This is a genomic window from Nucisporomicrobium flavum, from assembly GCF_016464385.1.
GTDB lineage: Bacteria > Actinomycetota > Actinomycetes > Mycobacteriales > Micromonosporaceae > Actinoplanes > Actinoplanes flavus_A.
Map to the genome: position 1 here is coordinate 457,431 of NZ_JADMLH010000001.1, position 17,959 is coordinate 475,389.

15 protein-coding genes are annotated in these 17,959 nt (G+C 73.4%); 7 read left to right on the forward strand and 8 right to left on the reverse strand.

The window, feature by feature from the left end:
* Nucleotides 1–116: 116 nt before the first annotated feature.
* Nucleotides 117–2,498: a glycoside hydrolase family 32 protein gene (locus IT780_RS02195; RefSeq protein ID WP_199509641.1), complete on the reverse strand. Its 2,382-nt coding sequence runs from the start codon at nucleotides 2,496–2,498 to the stop codon at nucleotides 117–119.
* Between the two features lie 89 nt (nucleotides 2,499–2,587).
* Between IT780_RS02195 and IT780_RS02200 the strand changes: the two genes are divergently transcribed.
* Complete coding sequence (locus tag IT780_RS02200; RefSeq protein WP_199509642.1) at nucleotides 2,588–3,271, forward strand: response regulator transcription factor; 684 nt, start codon at nucleotides 2,588–2,590, stop codon at nucleotides 3,269–3,271.
* 2 nt (nucleotides 3,272–3,273) lie between these two features.
* On the opposite strand, the gene IT780_RS42965 is transcribed toward IT780_RS02200, so the two are convergent.
* On the reverse strand, nucleotides 3,274–5,133 hold the full coding sequence (locus IT780_RS42965) for a sensor domain-containing diguanylate cyclase (protein WP_199509643.1): 1,860 nt from the start codon (nucleotides 5,131–5,133) through the stop codon (nucleotides 3,274–3,276).
* A 379-nt stretch (nucleotides 5,134–5,512) separates the two neighbouring features.
* Between IT780_RS42965 and IT780_RS02210 the strand changes: the two genes are divergently transcribed.
* From IT780_RS02210 to IT780_RS02225, 4 genes are all read left to right on the forward strand, one after another.
* A complete protein-coding gene (locus IT780_RS02210; protein WP_199509644.1) occupies nucleotides 5,513–6,883 on the forward strand; it encodes an ABC transporter substrate-binding protein in 1,371 nt (456 codons plus the stop codon).
* Nucleotides 6,884–6,993: 110 nt separating this feature from the next.
* On the forward strand, nucleotides 6,994–7,935 hold the full coding sequence (locus IT780_RS02215) for a carbohydrate ABC transporter permease (protein WP_199510046.1): 942 nt from the start codon (nucleotides 6,994–6,996) through the stop codon (nucleotides 7,933–7,935).
* Nucleotides 7,932–8,846 carry a carbohydrate ABC transporter permease gene (locus IT780_RS02220; protein WP_199509645.1) on the forward strand — a complete coding sequence of 305 codons (915 nt, stop codon included), beginning with the start codon at nucleotides 7,932–7,934 and terminating at the stop codon, nucleotides 8,844–8,846. The genes IT780_RS02215 and IT780_RS02220 overlap by 4 nt, the downstream gene beginning before the upstream one ends.
* Before the next feature lie 133 nt (nucleotides 8,847–8,979).
* Nucleotides 8,980–9,345, forward strand: coding sequence for a hypothetical protein (locus IT780_RS02225; protein WP_199509646.1), 366 nt, complete (start codon nucleotides 8,980–8,982; stop codon nucleotides 9,343–9,345).
* A gap of 55 nt (nucleotides 9,346–9,400) precedes the next feature.
* Here the strand turns inward: IT780_RS02225 and IT780_RS02230 are convergent, their stop codons facing one another.
* On the reverse strand, nucleotides 9,401–9,967 hold the full coding sequence (locus IT780_RS02230; protein WP_199509647.1) for a hypothetical protein: 567 nt from the start codon (nucleotides 9,965–9,967) through the stop codon (nucleotides 9,401–9,403).
* 162 nt (nucleotides 9,968–10,129) lie between these two features.
* On the opposite strand from IT780_RS02230, the gene IT780_RS02235 reads away from it, so the two are divergent.
* A complete protein-coding gene (locus tag IT780_RS02235) occupies nucleotides 10,130–10,885 on the forward strand; it encodes an SGNH/GDSL hydrolase family protein (protein WP_199509648.1) in 756 nt (251 codons plus the stop codon).
* A 27-nt stretch (nucleotides 10,886–10,912) separates the two neighbouring features.
* On the opposite strand, the gene IT780_RS02240 is transcribed toward IT780_RS02235, so the two are convergent.
* The 4 genes from IT780_RS02240 to IT780_RS02255 are packed head-to-tail and all read right to left on the reverse strand — an operon-like array spanning nucleotide 10,913 to nucleotide 14,509.
* A complete protein-coding gene (locus IT780_RS02240; RefSeq protein WP_199509649.1) occupies nucleotides 10,913–11,866 on the reverse strand; it encodes a protein kinase family protein in 954 nt (317 codons plus the stop codon).
* Nucleotides 11,867–11,898: 32 nt separating this feature from the next.
* Nucleotides 11,899–13,317, reverse strand: coding sequence for a HAMP domain-containing sensor histidine kinase (locus IT780_RS02245; RefSeq protein ID WP_307831001.1), 1,419 nt, complete (start codon nucleotides 13,315–13,317; stop codon nucleotides 11,899–11,901).
* Nucleotides 13,314–14,021 (reverse strand): response regulator transcription factor, encoded by a 708-nt coding sequence (locus IT780_RS02250; RefSeq protein WP_199509650.1) that lies wholly within the window; start codon nucleotides 14,019–14,021, stop codon nucleotides 13,314–13,316. Before IT780_RS02250 ends, IT780_RS02245 begins: the two co-directional genes overlap by 4 nt.
* Before the next feature lie 20 nt (nucleotides 14,022–14,041).
* A complete protein-coding gene (locus IT780_RS02255; RefSeq protein WP_199509651.1) occupies nucleotides 14,042–14,509 on the reverse strand; it encodes an FMN-binding protein in 468 nt (155 codons plus the stop codon).
* Between the two features lie 177 nt (nucleotides 14,510–14,686).
* Between IT780_RS02255 and IT780_RS02260 the strand changes: the two genes are divergently transcribed.
* The gene (locus IT780_RS02260) at nucleotides 14,687–16,036 is read left to right on the forward strand and encodes an AI-2E family transporter (protein WP_199509652.1); all 1,350 of its coding nucleotides are present in this window, start codon (nucleotides 14,687–14,689) and stop codon (nucleotides 16,034–16,036) included.
* 3 nt (nucleotides 16,037–16,039) lie between these two features.
* Here the strand turns inward: IT780_RS02260 and IT780_RS02265 are convergent, their stop codons facing one another.
* Entirely contained in the window at nucleotides 16,040–17,953 is a 1,914-nt protein-coding gene (locus IT780_RS02265; RefSeq protein WP_199509653.1) for an ATP-binding protein, read from the reverse strand.
* Nucleotides 17,954–17,959 lie beyond the last annotated feature (6 nt).

Here is a 17,959-nt window from a genome sequence, read left to right on the forward strand (position 1 = left end):
GGGGCCGGGGGGGGGGTGGCGGCCGGCCCCCGGCCGGGCCGCCGTGCGGCCATGACGCCGGGCCGGTGGCGGTCGGCAACCCGGACCGGCCGACGTGCGCGAATGACGCCCGGCCGTCAGCGCACGCTCACCCGTTCGATCAGGCAGCTGCCGTCGAACACGTTGACCCCGAACCGGCCCTCGGCGTACGCGTCGTCGGTGGCCCGGATGACCACCGTGCCGTCGAGCGACACCTCGAGCTGCGGGCCGGCCGCCACGACCCGCAGGTGGTACGTCCGCCCGGGCACGACGGTCGCGGCCTGCACGGCGATGTCGCGCCCCGGGCGCCACAGCTTGACGTACCCGTCGGTGTCGATGTTCGCGGTGTAGTGGCCGCTCGCGCCGGGTGTGGCGCGGAAGGTCAGCCCCGCCGCCCGGCCGGCGACGACCCGCAGGTCGGCCTCGTAGGTGAAGTCGCGTCCGGTGCGGCCGGACAGGTAGAACCCGTCCCCGGCGCTCCGCCCCGCCAGCGAGGCCGACGGCGTCGTCCAGGTGCCCGACGCCGGGCTCCACGTGCCGCCGACGTCCTGACGCCAGGGCGCCGCGCCGATCCGGGCGTTCTGCACCACGGCCGCGCCCTGGAACACGTTGAGCCCGAAGGCGCCCGACGCGTACGCGTCGTCGGTGGCGTCGATCAGCGCCGTGCCGTTGTGGTCCAGGTACGCGCGGAATCGGTTGCCCTCGGCCACGACGCGCAGGTGGTGGAACCGGCCACGGGCCACGGGTGCGGCCGCGGCGGCGATGTCACGTCCGGGCCGCCACAGCTTCATCACCCCCGCCCCGGCATCCACATTGAGCGTGTACGCGCCGCGGAACATGACCCCGGCCGCCGTGGCGGTGTCGAGCCGCACGTCGGCGTCGTACGTGAAATCGGTGCCACCACCCGCACCCAGATAGAAGCCGTCGCCGGACGCCTCGCCGCGCTTGCCGTCGGCGGTGTCGGTCCACGTCCCTCCGTCGGCGTGCCACGGGCCGGCCACGTCGGTGCGCAACGTCGGTTCCCCGGCGCCCCATGCCGGGCGCAGCGGCGTGAGCCGCAGCGACAGCAGGCGGACCGAGCCGCCGTCGGCGAAGGTGCGCACCCCGGAGGCGTCGAAGGCGACCGTACGGGTGACCGACACGCGCCCCTCATCGCCGAAGGTCTCCACCTGGCCGCGGTCGACGAGCATGCGCACCCGGACCCGCCCGTGGTCCGGGGGCAGCGCCGCGCCGTCGAGCGTGCCGGCGGCCCGGTCGTACGCGACCTCGCGGGCAGCGGTGCCGTCGGGGCGTACGCCGAGCCGGAACCCGAACCGGGCGGCCGTGGCGGTGCCCGCGTCGAACTCGGCGGTGAGCTCGTACGCGTCGGCCGCGGCCTCGCGCAGCGGATCGGCCGCCGGGTCACCGTTCAGGGTGCGATCAGTCCACTGTGTGGAAGACAAGCGCAGGCTGTCGAGCTCGCTGATCGGCGTACGGGTCACCCGGAGCCCGTCCGGGTACGTGCGCAGCCCCAGCTCCACCGGGAACGTGGCGCTGCCGGTCCAGACGCTGCCGTGGTTGCCCGGCATCCACGCCATCTGCACGGTCCGGCCGTCCGGCAGGTTGCTGAACGTCAGCCCGGCGTACCAGCTGCCGTCGAAGCGGGTGTCGCCCTCGTCCATGCGCTTCGGCGTGGGCGAGTCGGCCGCGAACGTCGTGCCGTCGAAGGAGCCGACGACGTACTCGCCGCTCGCGTCGTTGAGGATCCACTTCGTCACGCCGTCGCCGTCCGCGCGCAGCGGGAACATGTCGGGACATTCGAAGAGCCAGTCGGCGGCGTACCGGCTGCGGAACGTCCACGTGAGAAGGTCGGGTGAGGTGTAGAGGTGCGCCGCATTGCCGCCCGCGCCGGACCACACCACCATCACCCAGCGGCGGGTCGGCTCGTGCCAGAACACCTTGGGGTCGCGGCTCTCGGCCGGCATGGTGATGACCTTGCGCCCGTGGTCGTACGGCTGGAATGTCTCCCCGCCGTCGTTGCTGAACGCGACGCTGACCCCGTCGGTGCCGGTGAACACCACGATGGGGGCCCGGTCGCCGGTCCGCAGCCCCGAGGTGTTCGCCGAGTCCACCACTCCCCCGCCGGAGAAGAGGTTGCCGGGGTGCACACCGGGCTCGAGGGCGATGGGCCGCTGCGTCCAGTGCACCAGGTCGGGGCTGGTCGCGTGTCCCCAGTGCATGGTGTCCCACTGCAGGCCGTGCGGGTTGTGCTGGAAGAACAGGTGGTAGACGCCGTCGGCGTGGAGCGGGGCGTTCACGTCGTTCATCCAGCCGTTCGCCGCGCTGAAGTGGAACTGGCCGCGGTTCGGCTCGGCGTACGCGGTCGGCGCGTACGGATATTCGGGGTAGTCGCCCGCGGCACCGGCGGCGGCCGGGCGGCCCGGGACGACGACGGCGATCGCGACGATCAGGACGAGGACGGACAGACCACGCAGACGCATCCCTCATATCACCATCGGTCGATGTCCTCGCACCACCCTTCGGGAACACCGGCCGGGTTTCGCGGCCCCTGTGGTCTGATGGGCCTGAGATGACCGGCGCGCGCATCCTCGTCGTCGACGACCAGCCGTACATCGTGGACATGCTGGCCACGGTGCTGACCTTCCACGGCTTCGCGGTGGACACCGCCGGCACCGCCGCGCAGGCCGTGGCGAAGGCCGCCGAGCGCCGGCCGGACGTGGTGCTGCTGGACGTGACGCTGCCCGACGGCAACGGCATGGACGTGTGCCGGCGGCTGCGCGAGGAAGGTTCCGGCGCCGACGTGGTGTTCCTGACCGCCCGGGACGCGCGGGCCGAGCTGATCGCCGGGCTGGCGTACGGCGGCGACGACTGGATCACCAAGCCGTTCGACGTCGAGGTGCTCCTCGCGCGGGTGCGGGCGCTCCTGGGCCGCGCGGACCGGTCCGGGGCGCGGGTGCTGCGCTACGCCGACGTGGAGCTGGACCTCGATTCCCGGGTGGCGCGCCGGGCCGGCGACCGGGTGCCGCTGTCCCCCACCGAGCTCGACCTGTTGCGCTACTTCCTGCGCCATCCCGGCACGGTGCTGCCGCGCGGGCAGATCCACGAGGCGGTGTGGGGGCCCGGCACCGCGACCCGGGTCCATGTCGTCGATACGTACGTGGGGATCCTGCGCCGCAAGCTGGAGCGGCTCGGGCCGCCGCTGCTGGTGGCTCACCGCGGGTTCGGATACGCCCTGCGCGCCGCCCTGCGCTGAGGTCAGCGGCGGGCGCCGTGCTTGACCCGGTACATCGCCTCGTCCGCGGCGCGCAGCAGCGACTCCGGCTCGACCGCCGCACCGGCCACCACGCCGACGCTGGCTCCCAGGCTCAGCGTGTGCCCGTGGACGTGCACCGGCAGTTCCAGGGCGGCGCGGAAGCGCTGGGCGGCCTGCTCGGCGGCCGGCGCCCCGGTGCCCGGGAGCAGTGCCGCGAACTCGTCACCGCCGAGGCGGGCCGGCACGGCGTCCGGCGGCAGGGCCGCGCGCAGCCGCCGGGCGACCTCCACGAGCACCGCGTCGCCGACGTGGTGGCCGTACGTGTCGTTGACCGGCTTGAAGCCGTCCAGGTCGGCGTGCAGCAACGCGACGCCGCGGCCGGCCTCCTCGGCGAGCCGGTCGCCGAAGAGCTTGCGGTTGGCCAGGCCGGTGAGCGGGTCGTGGGTGGCCTCGTGGCGCAGCCGGTCCTGCAGCTCACGCGCCTCGGTGACGTCCCGGGCGTTGCTGACCACGGCGCCGACGCTCGGTTCGTGGGTCAGGTTGCGGCTCATCACCTCCAGCCAGCGCCAGGAGCTGTCGGCGTGCCGGTAGCGCGCCTGGTACGTGTAGGTGGCGCCGGGCGTGGCCATCAGCTGCCGCAGCTCGGGCCAGAGCGCGGGCAGGTCGTCGTCGTGGATGAGCGAGACCACGCGGACGCCCAGCAGCTGCTCCGGCTCGTAGCCGAGCGCGCGGGTCGCCGGGGTCACGTACGTCATCGCGCCGCCCGCGTCGATCAGCGACGTGATGTCGGTCGAGTACTCCAGCAGCAGGCGGACCCGCTCCTCCTGCCGCGAGACGGTCAGCAGGCTGGCGTCGAGGCGGCTCACCAGCGTGTCGTTCTCGCCCGAGGCCAGCAGCTGGCGGGCGACCACGAGGGCCATGCTCACGAACAGCCCGGCGAGGCTCAGCACGGCCGTCGCGCCCAGGCCGTGCGGCAGGGCGGCGGGCAGGATCAGGAAGACCACCGCGAGCATCGCGTACGGCAGCAGCCCGTGCGAGCGCTGCCGGCGGCACGGGCCGGCCGTGGCGTACCGGTCGAGGATCTCGTGGACCCGCGGCGCCACGGCGGCCAGGGCGACGGAGGCCACCTGCACGGCGAGCTGGACCCGGGAGCCGGCGCCCGTGGGCAGCAGCCCGCCGCCGAAGCACTGCAGCGCCATCGAGGCGAGGACGGGCACCGCCGCGCCGGGCCGCATCGGGCTCGAGCCGCAGGCGACCAGGCGGGCGACCGCGGCGGCGACGACCAGCGCCATCGCGCCCGTGGTCAGGGCGGCGGCCCGGGGCACGCCGTGGGCCAGCGCGCGGTCCGCCGTGAACCAGATGACGACGACGGCGGCGACGACCACGGCCGCGCCGTCGAGCACGAAGCGCAGCTCGGCCGGGCGGCCGGCGGGCCGGCGGTACGTCACGGCGAGCACGAGCAGGACCACGATGCCGGCGGCGATGCAGGCGCGCTGGACGGCGCCGTCGGCCACCGTGGGCTCATCGGAGCCCGTGATCGCGGTGATCCCGCGGGCGAGGTTTCCCACCAGGAGCAGCGCGCCCATCAGGCTCGCGGCGTACCAGAAGCGGCGCGCCACGACGGACAGGCCGGGCGTCCGGGCGATGCGCAGGGTGACCGCGCCCAGCACGGCTGTCGCCAGCACGCCGGCGCCGGCCCGGACCAGCAGGTCCGTACGCAGGCTGCCGGAACCGTGGAGCAGCCAGCCGATCACCGCGACGGCGACGCCCGCCACCGCGAGGATCAGCGGGTCCAGCAGGACGTCGCGGGCGAGCCTCGAGGGGCTCGGGTCGTCGCGACGGCGGCCGTACGCACGCTGCACGGGACCTCCTCGGGGCACGGCGCGGGACGGCCGATGGTCCCGCGCCTCTACTGAACCCCGGGCGGGTTGCCGCTTCGGTGCGGCCCGGATGCCATCGCGGTACGCCGCGCGGCGGCCCAGCGGGAGTGAAAAATCTTGCGGAACCCGAAACGGCCATGCATCGACGGCTGCCGCTGGATATGTGCCTGCGGTCAGCGCAAGAACACTTTAAGCTTTCTTAACCGTTTAAGGATGCCGCTGGTCCGGTGCCGAATCGTTACTTGGTTGATCATCCGGAAACATTGCGAAACCCGGCCACCCGCTCTTGACTGACAGCCGGGGGAACCGGAGACGGTGACGATGTTGTCACGCCCCGGCGTGATGTGACATAGGGAGAGGTATGTTCGGTCATTCCAGGAGTCAGCGCCTGCGCGGTGCGCTCGCCGGCACGCTGGGCGTGGGCCTGGTGTTCGGGATCGCCGCCTGCGGTGGCGGAAGTGACGACTCGAACGACGATTCCAAGACGGCCACGCAGTCCATCGACTGCGCGCAGTTCAGCTCGTACGGCGACCTGAAGGGCAAGACGGTCTCGGTGTACACCGGCATCGTCACGCCGGAGGACAAGGCGTACAAGGACTCGTACAAGCCTTTCGAGGACTGCACCGGCGTCAAGATCAACTATGAGGGCGACAAGTCCTTCGAGACCCAGATCCTGGTGCGCGCGAAGGCCGGCAACCCGCCGGACCTCGCGATCGTGCCGCAGCCCGGCCTGCTCAAGCAGCTGGTCGCCACCGGCAAGGCCGTCGAGGCGCCGGCCGAGGTGGCCGCGAACGTCGACAAGTTCTGGGGCAAGGACTGGAAGGGCTACGCCACCGTCAACGGCAAGTTCTACGGCGCGCCGTCCGGCGCCAGCGTGAAGTCGCTGGTCTGGTACTCGCCCGCCGAGTTCAAGGAAAAGGGCTACCAGGTCCCGACCACCCTGGACCAGCTCAAGGAGCTGACGGACAAGATGGTCGCGGACGGCAAGAAGCCGTGGTGCGCGGGCATCAGCAGCGGTGAGGCCACCGGCTGGCCGATCACCGACTGGATGGAGGACTTCATGCTCCGGCTCTACGGGCCGGAGACCTACGACAAGTGGGTGAACCACGAGATCCCGTTCAACGGCCCCGAGTCCACGGCGGCCCTGGACGCGGTCGGCGGGTACCTGAAGAACGACAAGTACGTCAACGGTGGCCTCGGCGACGTCAAGAGCATCGCCACCACCACGTTCCAGGACGCCGGCCTGCCCATCACCGAGGGCACCTGCTCCCTGCACCACCAGGCGAGCTTCTACGCGGCGAACTTCGACCCGTCCACCAAGGTGGCCGAGGACGGCGACGTCTTCGCGTTCTACATGCCGGGCAAGGACACCAGCAGCAAGCCGGTGCTCGGCGGTGGCGAGTTCAACGTCGCGTTCGCGGACCGGCCCGAGGTCAAGGCCTTCCAGACGTACCTGTCGACCGACACCTGGGCCAACATCAAGGCCAAGGCGTCGCAGGGCTGGGTCAGCGCCAACAAGGGCATCGACCCGAACAACCTGAGCAACCCGATCGACCGGCTGGCCGCCACGATCCTCAAGGACCCCAACACGGTGTTCCGGTTCGACGGCTCGGACCAGATGCCGGCCGCCGTCGGTTCGAACGCGTTCTGGAAGCAGGCGACGAGCTGGGTGACCGGTCAGGACACCAAGACCACCGTCGACAACATCGAAAAGGCGTGGCCCGCCAAGTGAGCTAGGACCAACCGGGGCCGGTCACCGCAGGTGACCGGCCCCACCCCTCTCTTCAAGGAGGTACGGGTCACGTGTCGACCCCGGACACCAACGTCGGCAAGATCGTGCTCATGGTGGCGGCGATCCTGCTGTTCGCCGCGGTGGTGGGCGCGATCCTCTTCGCCGCCACCTTCTTCCGCGGGCGCAGGGCGGACCGCCTGACCGCCTACGCCTACCTCGCGCCGACGCTCATCATGCTGCTCGTCGGCCTGGTCTACCCCGGCGTACGCACCATCTACGAGTCGTTCTTCAACGCGGCCGGCAACGCGTTCATCGGCCTCGACAACTACAAGACGATCTTCACCGACGGCGACCAGCTGACCGTGCTGCGCAACACGGTGTTCTGGGTCGTCGTCACCCCGTTCGTCGCCACCGGCGTCGGCCTGCTCTACGCGATCCTCGTCGACAAGGCGCGGCTCGAGTCGTTCGCCAAGGCGCTGATCTTCCTGCCCATGGCGATCTCGTTCGTCGGCGCGTCGATCATCTGGAAGTTCGTCTACGAGTACCGCCCCGACCAGGCCAACGTGAAGCAGATCGGCCTGCTCAACCAGGTGCTGGTCTGGCTCGGCGGCACCCCTCAGCAGTGGCTGGTCACCTCGCCGCTGAACACGTTCCTGCTGATCGTGGTCATGATCTGGATCCAGGCCGGCTTCGCGATGACCGTGCTCTCGGCCGCCATCAAGGCGATCCCGGAGGACATCATCGAGGCGGCCCGCCTCGACGGCGTCGGCCCCTGGGGCATGTTCCGCTTCGTCACGCTGCCGGCGATCCGCCCGGCCGTGGTCGTGGTGCTGACCACCATCGGCATCGGCACGCTGAAGGTCTTCGACATCGTGCGCACGATGACCGGCGGCCAGTTCGACACCAGCGTCATCGCCAACGAGTTCTACAGCCAGAGCTTCCGCAGCGACAACCAGGGCCTCGGCTCCGCGCTGGCGGTCCTGCTGTTCCTGCTGGTCATCCCGATCGTCGTCTACAACATCCGGCAGATCCGCCGTTCGGAGGCGCTATGACCACCACGACTCCGCCGGCCACCGCGCCGGTGCTGGAGGCCGGGAAGCCGACGGCGGCCGCGATCGCCAAGCGCAAGCTCACCTCGCCGTGGGCCTCGCTGGCCGCGATCGTCATCGCGGTCCTGTGGACGCTGCCGACCTTCGGGCTGCTCATCTCGTCGTTCCGCCCGCAGCGGCAGATCAAGACGACGGGCTGGTGGACGTTCTTCTCCGACCCGCAGCTGACGATGGAGAACTACCGTCAGGTGCTGGACGCGGAGAGCGGGGCCGGGCTGGGCTCGTACTTCGTCAACTCGCTGGTGATCACCATCCCCTCGGTGCTCATCCCGCTGTGCCTGGCGACGATCGCGGCGTACGCGTTCGCGTGGATCAAGTTCCCCGGCCGCAACATCCTGTTCCTGGCGATCTTCGCCCTGCAGATCGTGCCGCTGCAGGTCACGCTGATCCCGCTGCTCACCCTGTACGTCGACGCCGGCCTGGCGAACACGTTCTGGACGATCTGGCTGTCGCACTCGATCTTCGGCCTGCCGCTCGCCATCTACCTGCTGCACAACTTCATGCGGGAGATCCCGGCCGGCCTGCTCGAGGCGGCCCGGGTGGACGGCGCCGGGCACGTGGCGATCTTCTTCCGGGTGCTGCTGCCGCTGATGCGCCCGGCCCTGGCCGCGTTCGGCATCTTCCAGTTCCTCTGGGTGTGGAACGACCTGCTCGTCGCGCTCACCTTCGCCGGCGGGGGCAACAAGGTCGCCCCGATCACCGTCGCCCTGGCCAACCTGAGCGGCACCCGGGGCACCGCCTGGCACCTGCTGTCGGCGGGCGCCTTCGTCTCGATCATCGTCCCCGTGACGGTGTTCGTGCTGGCGCAGCGCTACTTCGTCCGTGGCCTGCTCGCGGGCAGCGTCAAGGGCTGACGACCCGCCGTACGGGCCCGTGCCCGCTGCCCCTTGCGGCGGCGGTCGCGGGCCCGAGCCGTGTCCGGGCCGTCCGGCCCTACGAGGCGGGCCGGCGGCGGTGCTACGACGGTGGGGACGTCAGGAGGCCCCCATGGTGAGCATCGCGCCGGCCGGCGCCCCGGAGGCGGACCGGCTGCCCCGTACCGAGGTGGTGCTGGTCCGGTGCGGCGACCGGACGGTCGGCGCGTACGTCACCGGGCCGGACGGGGTGCGCTACCGGCCCGTCGTCGACGTGACCGCGCTCGGTGTCGCCGCACTGGCGACCATCGCGCTGACGGCCGCCGCGCTCGGTGCCGGCGTGGCCCTGCGGCGGCGCCCCGCGATCGGCTCGGTGAGCATGGGCCCGGGCGGCTGGGTGAGCCTGCGCGGCACGGGCGTCCCGCCGCTGCGACCGGCCGCGCCCCGCCCGTGGTGGGCCCGGATCCTCAAGGCGAACCGCCTGGTGGTGCAGCGCTGACACGGCAGAAGGGGGACGCCGGTCGGCGTCCCCCTTCTCGCTCGTGCGGTGCCTGTCAGACGGTCGGCTCGGCGCTCGGCTCCACGGTCGGGTCCTCGGACGGAGCGTCGGTCGGGTCGTCCGACGGGTCGTCGGTCGGCTCGGTGGTCGGCTCGGTGGTCGGCGTGGGCGTGACCGACGGGCTGGGCGCCGGCTTCACGCCCTTGCCCGAGACGCGGACGACATCGGCGGTGTAGACGTCGCCGGTGCGCCGCCCGACGACCTCGATGCGCTGGCCGGCGGCGACCCCGGAGAGGGTCACCTTCTTGCCGTTGACCCGCAGCGAGGCCTTGGCCGGCACGACGACGGTGACCGTACGCTTGCGCACGTCCTTGGTGCCGCCCTTGGCCAGCAGCGTGACCGTGCCGGCCTGGGCGTCGACGGCGGTGACCGTGCCCGAGGCGGTGAAACGGACGGGCTTGTGGGCCTTGGAGGTCTTGGCGGGCTTCGGGGTGGCCTTGAACGCACTCGCGGAGCCGGGGGCCTTCGCGGCGGGCTGGGCGGCCATGGCGGCGGCCGAGACCGCGGGAACGACGATGCCGGCGGCCAGCAGGGCGGCGACGGCGGTACGACGGATACGCATCCGATGAACTCCTTGGTCCGGGGGAACATCTCGATACTTCGGCGGGACGGTTGCCGTACGGTTGCCGGCGCCGTGTTTCCCGGTTGCGCCCCCTGACCGCTCCCGATCACCGCCGGGTGGCAGGCTTGCGGGGGGACACCGCCGGACGAGAGGACGAGGTCGATGCGCTACGTGGCGATCGGGGACAGCTTCACCGAGGGGCTCGGTGACGAGCTGCCGGACGGCACGCCGCGCGGCTGGGCCGACCGGGTCGCCGCCGGGCTGGCCGCGGCCGGCGACGAGCCCGTCGAGTACGCCAACCTCGCCATCCGCGGGCGGCTGCTCGAGCCGATCGTCACCGAACAGCTGGAGGCCGCGCTGGCCCTGACCCCGGCGCCCACCCTGATCACCCTCAACGGCGGCGGCAACGACATGATGCGCCCCGGCGTGGACCTCGACCGGCTCGTCCAGCTGACCGAGCGGGCCGTGCGGCGGTGCGCGGAGGTGGGCGTTCAGCTGGTGCTGCTCAGCGGCGCCGACCCGTCGCAGCACCTGCCCCTCGGCGCGATGATGCGCCGACGAGCCGAGGTGCTCACCACCGCCGTCGCCGAGCTGGCCGCCCGGCACGGGCTCGTCCTCGCCGACGTCTTCCACGACACCGAGATCCGGAAGGCGCCGTACTGGTCGCCGGACCGCCTGCACCTCAACGCGGCGGGCCACCAGCGCGCCGCCGGCGTGGTGCTGAACGCGATGGGCCACCCCACGGCCGCCCACGTCGTTGACCCGGGACCCGCCAACGGCCGTCGCCTGGCCGCCGAGGTGCGCTACTACCGCGAGCACGTGCTGCCGTGGATCAGCCGGCGGGTACGCGGCCGCTCCTCCGGCGACCACCGCACCGCGAAGTTCCCGCAGTGGACGCCGGTCAGCGCCGCTCTGTGACCCGCGGGCGGTGACCGGCCGGCCCGTTCATCGGGTCAGGCCCGTGGCCACGGCGAGGAACGCCTCGGCGTCCTCCCGGCGGCCGACCCGGAGGAGGAACAGGCCGGTGGAGACCAGCTCCATCACCGCCCACTGCCGGACGGCGTCCGGGTCGCTCCCGGTCAGCCGCCCGGCACGCCGGCAGCCGCGCTCCATCCGCTCCCGCACGCGCCCCGGGTCACCGGCCGCCAGCTCGGCGATCCGGCCCTGCACGCCCCGCGCCTGCACGACGCCCAGGTCGTGCGCGGGCTCGGAGATCAGCCCCTCCGGGTCGACCAGCCGGAAGCCCGCCCCGCCGGGCGCCTCCAGGGCGTTGAGGGCGTGCACGTCCCCGTGCACCAGCACCGCGCGGGACGGGTCGGCCGCGGCCTCCCGCTCGGCGGCGCAGCTCAGCGCCAGCTCCACGGTCGCCTCCGGGCAGGGCCGGCCCAGCTCCTCCCAGGCCGAGGGGATGTAGCCGGCATGCCACCGCGCCGCCTCGGCTCCGGTGGGAAGCACGCCGCCCTCTGCCACCTTCCGCCATCCTCGTGCGGCGGTCGCGGTCAGCGCGTCCAGCTGCCGGCCGGCCGGCCAGCCCAGGCCGGCCATCGGCCGCCCGAGCCGCTCCAGCAACAGGGCCCGGCGCAGCCCGTCGTGACGGATCAGCCGGGCGTACGGGTCACCGCCGGCCAGCCGCAGCGCCGTCAGCTCCCGCTCGGCAGGCGTGACCTCGTCGATGCCCGGCGGGATCGGCACCTTGAGCACGACCCGGGCGCCGTCGTGCGTCACGGCCTCGGCGACGTACGCGGCCCGGCCGCCGTCCAGCCGGGCGCCGACAGTGAGCGACCAGTCCGCCGCCAGGCTCGCGAGCAGCTCGGGAAGCTCGGCCAGCCACCGGCCGCCGGTCTCCCCCAGCGCCCGCAGGGACAGCGCGACCGGCTCGGACACGGCGATGGCCGGCATGGGCCTCCCTCCCCCGACGAGCTGCCGAGACCCTAGCCGAGCGGCGCCTCGCGGGGCAGGTGGACGGTGACGAGTGTGCCGTGCGGGTCGCGGTTGGCGGCCGTGGCCGTGCCGCCGTGCTGGGCCGCCGTCTGCGCGACGATCGCGAGGCCCAGCCCCGATCCCGGCATCGCGCGGGCCGCCGCCGAGCGGTAGAAGCGGTCGAAGACGTACGGCAGGTCCGCCCCGGCGATGCCCGGACCGTCGTCCGCCACGGTCAGGCGGCATCCGCGATCACCCTCGCGGCTCAGTCCCGTGTGCACGGTCGCGCCGGGCGGGCTCCACTTGGCGGCGTTGTCGAGCACGTTGACCACCATGCGTTCCAGCTCGCCGGGGCGGCCGGTCACGGTGACCGGCGCGAGGTCGGTGGTGAAGGTGAGGCCGGGCGCCCGGATGCGGACCCGGTTGACCGCGGCGGTGACCACGTCGGCCAGCGCGACCGGTTCGGCGGCCTCCCGGGTGGTCTCCTCGCGAGCGAGCTCCACCAGCTCGGTGGTGAGCGTGGCGAGCTCGCCCACCTGCGCCTCGAGGTCGGCGACCAGCTGGGCGCGGTCCTCCGGCGGCAGCCGGTGCGCCAGCTCGGGCTGCCGTTCGACGGCCAGCAGCAGCTCCACATTGGTACGGATGCTGGTCAGCGGGGTCCGCAACTCGTGACCGGCGTCCTCGACGAGGGTGCGCTGCGCGCGGCGGGCGGTGTCGATGGCGGCCAGCATCGTGTTCACCGAGCGGCCGAGCCGGGCGATCTCGTCGGCCCCGCTGACCGCGATGGGCCGGCCGAGGTCCATGGTGACGGCGACGCCCTCGACCGCCTCGGTGAGCCGTTCCACCGGGCGCAGCCCGGCGCGGGCCACCGTACGCCCGAGCAGCGCCGCGGCACCGACGCCGGCCACGCAGCCCACCGCGAGCAGCAGGCCGAAGGCGGTCAGGGTGTCGCGGGAGGGGTCCTGGCTGACGGCCACCTGCACCGCGCCGCCGCCGCGGACCGGCACGGTGAGCATCAGGTACGTGTCGCCGCCGATCGTCACCCGCTCCTGGACCTGCTGCTGCCTGCCCGCCGCGACCTGCCGGGCCGCCGCGGTCACGGGCAGCGGCGTGCCCGGGTCGGCGACCACGGTGGCGCCGGCGTCGAGGATCTGCCAGCCGGGTCCCAGCTGGCGCGGGTGCCGGCCGGGGCCGGGCCGGGGTCCGGGGCCGGGCCGTCCCGCCCGCCACTGGTCCGGCTGCGCGGCGATGGCCTGCGCGTCGGCGCGCAGCTGCGACTCGATGCGGTGCCGCTGGATCCCGGCGACGGCCACCCAGGCCATGCCGGCGAAGAGGAGAACGGCCACCGCGACGGCGCCGGTGACCAGCAGCGACAGCCGGGTGTGCAGCGTACGGCGGCCCCACCAGCGCAGCGCCGCCCCGGCCCTCACAGCGGCTCCTCGCGCAGCGCGAACCCGACACCGCGGACAGTGTGCAGCAGCCGCGTCTCCCCCTCCGCCTCGAGCTTGCGCCGCAGGTACCCGAGGTAGACGTGGATGCTGTTCGACGTCTCCCCGAAGTCGTAGCCCCACACCTGCTCGAACAGCGCCGAGCGGGTCAGCACCTGCCGCGGGTGCCGCAGGAACGCCTCCAGGATGGCGAATTCCGTCCGGGTCAGCCGCAGGGGCCGCTCGCCGCGCCACACCTCGCGGGTACCCGGGTCGAGGCGCACGTCGGCGAAGGCCAGCCACCGTCCCGGCCGCCCGCCGGGTGCGGCGGCCCCCGGCCCGCCCAGCGCCGAGCGCCGCAGCAGGGCCCGCAACCGGGCCAGCAGCTCCTGCAGGGCGAAGGGCTTGACCAGGTAGTCGTCCGCGCCGGCGTCGAGGCCGGCCACCCGGTCGCCCACGCTGTCGCGGGCGGTGAGCATGAGCACGGGTACGAGCACCCCGCCGGAGCGCAGCCGCCGGCACGTCTCCAGCCCGTCCAGCACCGGCATGCTGACGTCCAGGACCACCGCGTCGGGCTCGTGCGCCCGTACCTCGTCGAGCGCCTCGCGGCCGTCGCGGGCGGTGCCGATCCGGTAGCCCTCGAACCGCAGCGTACGGGCGAGCGAGTCGCGGACGGCCGCGTCGTCGTCCACCACCAGGATCCGCATCTCCCCCTCCCGCCGGGGTGTCACAGGTGCGCGGCGTCGAGCGCCGCCTGCAGCGACTCGACGTAGCCGTCGCTGGTGACGGTGGCGCCCGAGACGGTGTCGATGGCGGCGCCCTGCGCGGCGAGGGTCTCCTGGCGCAGCACCGGCAGGGCGTACGCGTTGATCTCCTGGTCCCGGTGGTTGCCGTTCGGGTACACCGGCACGGCGACCTCGGTGATCCGGCCGCCGGAGACGGTGATGGTCACCTGGACCGGACCCCAGCGGGTCTGCGCGACCGACCCGGTGTAGGTCCTGGCGGCCGATGACGGGGCAGCGGACGGCGGGGCAGCCGACGGCGCCGGCGAGGCCACGGGCGGCTCGGTCGCGGTGGTCAGCGGGGCCTCGGCCACCGGGGTCGCCGCGGCCGCGCCGTTCGTGCTGGTGCGGTAACTGACCAGCAGCACCAGCGCCGCGACCGTGGAGAACAGCCACAGGGTGATCCGTCTCATGGGCTCCACCATCCGGCTTCCGGCTGTGAGGCCGATGTCCGTCGGCTAAGCGTTTCCTAAGAACTGAGGACGGTCGCGAGCCGAGGGCGTCTCGACGTATGAACAGGGCGGATTCCGGGCATCCGGGTAGCACCGGCCGGAGGCGCCGGTGTTCGCACTATTTCCTGGGAGGGCCCGATGACATGGGCACAGACGGTCCGTGAACGGGCCCGGACCCGGCTCGCCGCCGCGGCGAGCCGGAGCGCCCCGCCGCCGTTCACCGCGGGACCGGAACTCCAGGACACGGCGCCGCCGGTGATGGTGGTGCAGCCGACCGGCCCGGACGACCTGCTGCCGCGGGGCATCCGGACGGCCGGCGCGTGGGCGTGGCGGTTCATCCTGCTGGTCGCGGCGGCGTACCTGTTCCTGCGGGTCGTCAGCCTGCTGCGCGTCGTGGTGATCCCGGTGATCGTCGCGGTGCTGCTGGCCGCCCTGCTGCAGCCCGCCGCGGCGGCGCTGACCCGGCGCGGCGTCAAGCGGTCGCTGTCGGCGGCCATCGTGCTGATCTCCGGCCTGGTGATCGTCTTCGGCGGCATCACGCTGATCATCCAGACGATCGTGTCGCAGATCGACAGCCTGTCGAAGCAGGTGACCGACGGCGTCGACGAGGTGCAGAGGTGGCTCTCGCAGGGGCCGCTGCACCTCACCGACGCCCAGCTCAGCCAGTACGTCGACCGCGCACAGCAGGCGCTCACCGACCATCAGGGCGCCCTGACGTCCGGTGCGCTCAGCACCGCGGCCACGGTCGGTGAGGTGGTCACCGGGTTCTTCCTGACGCTGTTCACGCTCTTCTTCTTCCTGCGCGACGGGGGCCAGATCTGGTCGTTCCTGTGCCGCCTGCTGCCTCGGGAGGCTCGGGTGCCCACCGCGCGGGCCGGTCACTACTCGTGGCACACGCTGGTGTCGTACGTGCACGCCACCGTGCTGGTGGCGCTCGTGGACGCGGTCGGCATCGGCATCGGCCTGTTCGTCCTGCGGGTGCCGCTGTGGCTGCCGCTGGCCGCGCTGGTGTTCCTGGGTGCGTTCATCCCGGTGGTCGGCGCCACGATCACCGGCGCGGTGGCGGTGCTGGTCGCGCTGGTAGCGAACGGGCCGGTCACCGCGCTCATCGTGCTGGGCATCGTGATCGCGGTGCAGCAGCTCGAGGGGCATGTCCTGCAGCCGCTGATCATGGGCCGGGCGGTGGCGCTGCACCCGCTCGCGGTCATCCTCGCCATCGCGACCGGCATCGTGGTGGCGGGCATCGTCGGTGGTCTCATCGCCGTGCCGCTGCTCGCGGTGCTCAACACCGCCATCCGCTACCTCGTCCGGCATCCGGCCGGCGAGCCGACACCCGACCGGGAACCGCCGGGCACGGAGTCCACCGACGACGACGAGGCCGAGGCCGACGACGCGCGGGCCGACGCGACCCGCGCCGGGGACCCGGACGAGCCGCCGCCGGCGGACACGTCGGTGGCCCGCGATCCGGAACCGGTCGCGAGGGGCTGAGCCTCAGGACGACCCGGGTACGGCGGCACGCGACAGCCGGACGGTGAAGGTGGTGCCCTCGCCCACCTTCGAGTCCACCTCGACCGTGCCGCCGTGCTCGGTGACGATCGTGCGCACGATGGCCAGGCCCAGCCCGGAGCCCTGCACCGCCTGGTCCATCGCGTTCGCCGCCCGGTGGAACGGCGTGAACAGGCCGGGCAGGTCGGCCTCCGGGATGCCGATGCCGGTGTCGCTCACCTCCACCACCGCGGTGTCCCGGTCGGCGTGCACCCTGTAGCCGACGTGGCCGCCCGTACCCGTGAACTTCACGGCGTTGCCGAGCAGGTTGCGCAGGAGGTGCTCGAGGCGCCGGGCGTCACCGTTGACCCACAGCGCGGCGGTGTCACCGGTCAGCCCGATCCCGCGGGACCGGGCGACCGGCTCCAGCTCGGCGTGCACCGTCGCGGCCACGGCGGCCAGGTCCACGGGTACGGACCCGGCCCCGGGCGACGCCCCGCTGCGGTCGAGCAGCAGCAGGTCGGACACGGTGTCGTGCAGCCGGTGGGCGTTGCGCAGGATCGCGGCGACGCAGCGCTTGTGCAGCGGCGGAAGCTCCCCGTCGTCGTCGGCGAGCGTCTCGGCGTAACCGAGGATGCTGGTCAGCGGCGTCCGCAGCTCGTGGGTCACGGTCGCGACGAACGCGTCCTTGCGCTCGTCGAGGACCCGCAGCTCGGTGATCAGCCGGGCCTGGCGGTGCTGCAGGCGCTGCTGGCGTACCGCGTGCTCGATCTCTCGGGCGGCGCCGGCGAGCAGCCGGCGCTCGTGGGCGGTCCACTCCCCCGGCTCGCGGCGCACCACGCAGACCAGGCCCGGCGGGCAGTCGGCATCGCCGCCGAGCGGCACCGCCAGCGCCCCCTCCACGTGCGGCACGGCCATGACGTCCCCGGGAACGCCTGCGAGCACGTCGCGGACGGTACGCGGCGACAGCGACGGCGCGTCCGGCGGCCAGCAGGCGCTGATGCCGTGCGCGGAGTCCAGCGAGATGCGCCCGTGCACGGCGTCGGCGCCGAGGGCCTCGCCGATCAGCCGCGCCACCCGGACGGCGCCGGCGGTGACGTCGGTGCTGTCCCGGACCGCCGCGGCGACGGCCTGGCGCAGGTCGGCGCGGACCAGGCGGGCGGCGTCGGCGGCGAGCAGCCGTTCCACCTCGTCGGCGAGCCGGTTGACCGACACGGCCACCGCCTGCATCTCGGGGTCGCCGGCGGGCACGGCTCGGGCGCCGAGGTCGCCCACGGTGAGCCGGTGCAGCGTGGAGCGGACCTGGTCCAGCGGGGCGAGCAGCGACCGCCGGGCCCATCCGGCGAGCGCCAGCGTGACGGCGAGGAACACCGCGCCCAGGCCCGCGAACACCAGCTGGGCGAGGCGGGACTCGGTACGCGCACCGGCCGCGGCGCCGGCCTGCTCGGCGCGTACGGCCCGGTCCACCGCGGCGTTCGCGGCGCGCAGCTCGTCGAAGAGCTCCTTGCCCCGTTGGGTCTGGGGGAAGTCCGGGTCGGCCTCCCCCGCGTTGACGATCGGGGTGGCGTACGCGTACAGCCACTGCGAGGCCGCCGCGCGCTCCTGCGCCACGAGCCGCAGCACGTCCGGGTCCGACGTGTTCCCGGTGATCTCGTCGAAGGCCGTGAAGGCGCCCACCCGGCCCTGGTCGTACGGCTCCAGGAACAGCGGGCGGCCGGTGAGCTGGAAGCCGCGTATGCCGGTCTCCGCGTCGGTCATGTGCTGCAGGGCGGCGGTGTTGGCGTCGCGGGCCCGTTCCAGCCGCTCGGCGCGCTCGGCGTGCCGCGCCTGCAGCCGGTCACCGGCGACGAGCTGCACGATGACGACGGCGAGGAACAGCAGGATGAGGGTGACCAGGCCGGCGACGGCGCGGCGCCGCATGGAGTC

What these genes read in the sequence shown, in the direction of transcription:
- IT780_RS02195 (WP_199509641.1), bottom strand. Translation starts at nt 2,498, where the DNA reads ATGCGTCTGCGTGGTCTGTCCGTCCTCGTCCTGATCGTCGCGATCGCC.
- IT780_RS02200 (WP_199509642.1), top strand. Translation starts at nt 2,588, where the DNA reads ATGACCGGCGCGCGCATCCTCGTCGTCGACGACCAGCCGTACATCGTG.
- IT780_RS02210 (WP_199509644.1), top strand. Translation starts at nt 5,513, where the DNA reads ATGTTCGGTCATTCCAGGAGTCAGCGCCTGCGCGGTGCGCTCGCCGGC.
- IT780_RS02215 (WP_199510046.1), top strand. Translation starts at nt 6,994, where the DNA reads ATGGTGGCGGCGATCCTGCTGTTCGCCGCGGTGGTGGGCGCGATCCTC.
- IT780_RS02220 (WP_199509645.1), top strand. Translation starts at nt 7,932, where the DNA reads ATGACCACCACGACTCCGCCGGCCACCGCGCCGGTGCTGGAGGCCGGG.
- IT780_RS02225 (WP_199509646.1), top strand. Translation starts at nt 8,980, where the DNA reads ATGGTGAGCATCGCGCCGGCCGGCGCCCCGGAGGCGGACCGGCTGCCC.
- IT780_RS02230 (WP_199509647.1), bottom strand. Translation starts at nt 9,967, where the DNA reads ATGCGTATCCGTCGTACCGCCGTCGCCGCCCTGCTGGCCGCCGGCATC.
- IT780_RS02235 (WP_199509648.1), top strand. Translation starts at nt 10,130, where the DNA reads ATGCGCTACGTGGCGATCGGGGACAGCTTCACCGAGGGGCTCGGTGAC.
- IT780_RS02240 (WP_199509649.1), bottom strand. Translation starts at nt 11,866, where the DNA reads ATGCCGGCCATCGCCGTGTCCGAGCCGGTCGCGCTGTCCCTGCGGGCG.
- IT780_RS02250 (WP_199509650.1), bottom strand. Translation starts at nt 14,021, where the DNA reads ATGCGGATCCTGGTGGTGGACGACGACGCGGCCGTCCGCGACTCGCTC.
- IT780_RS02255 (WP_199509651.1), bottom strand. Translation starts at nt 14,509, where the DNA reads ATGAGACGGATCACCCTGTGGCTGTTCTCCACGGTCGCGGCGCTGGTG.
- IT780_RS02260 (WP_199509652.1), top strand. Translation starts at nt 14,687, where the DNA reads ATGACATGGGCACAGACGGTCCGTGAACGGGCCCGGACCCGGCTCGCC.
- IT780_RS02265 (WP_199509653.1), bottom strand. Translation starts at nt 17,953, where the DNA reads ATGCGGCGCCGCGCCGTCGCCGGCCTGGTCACCCTCATCCTGCTGTTC.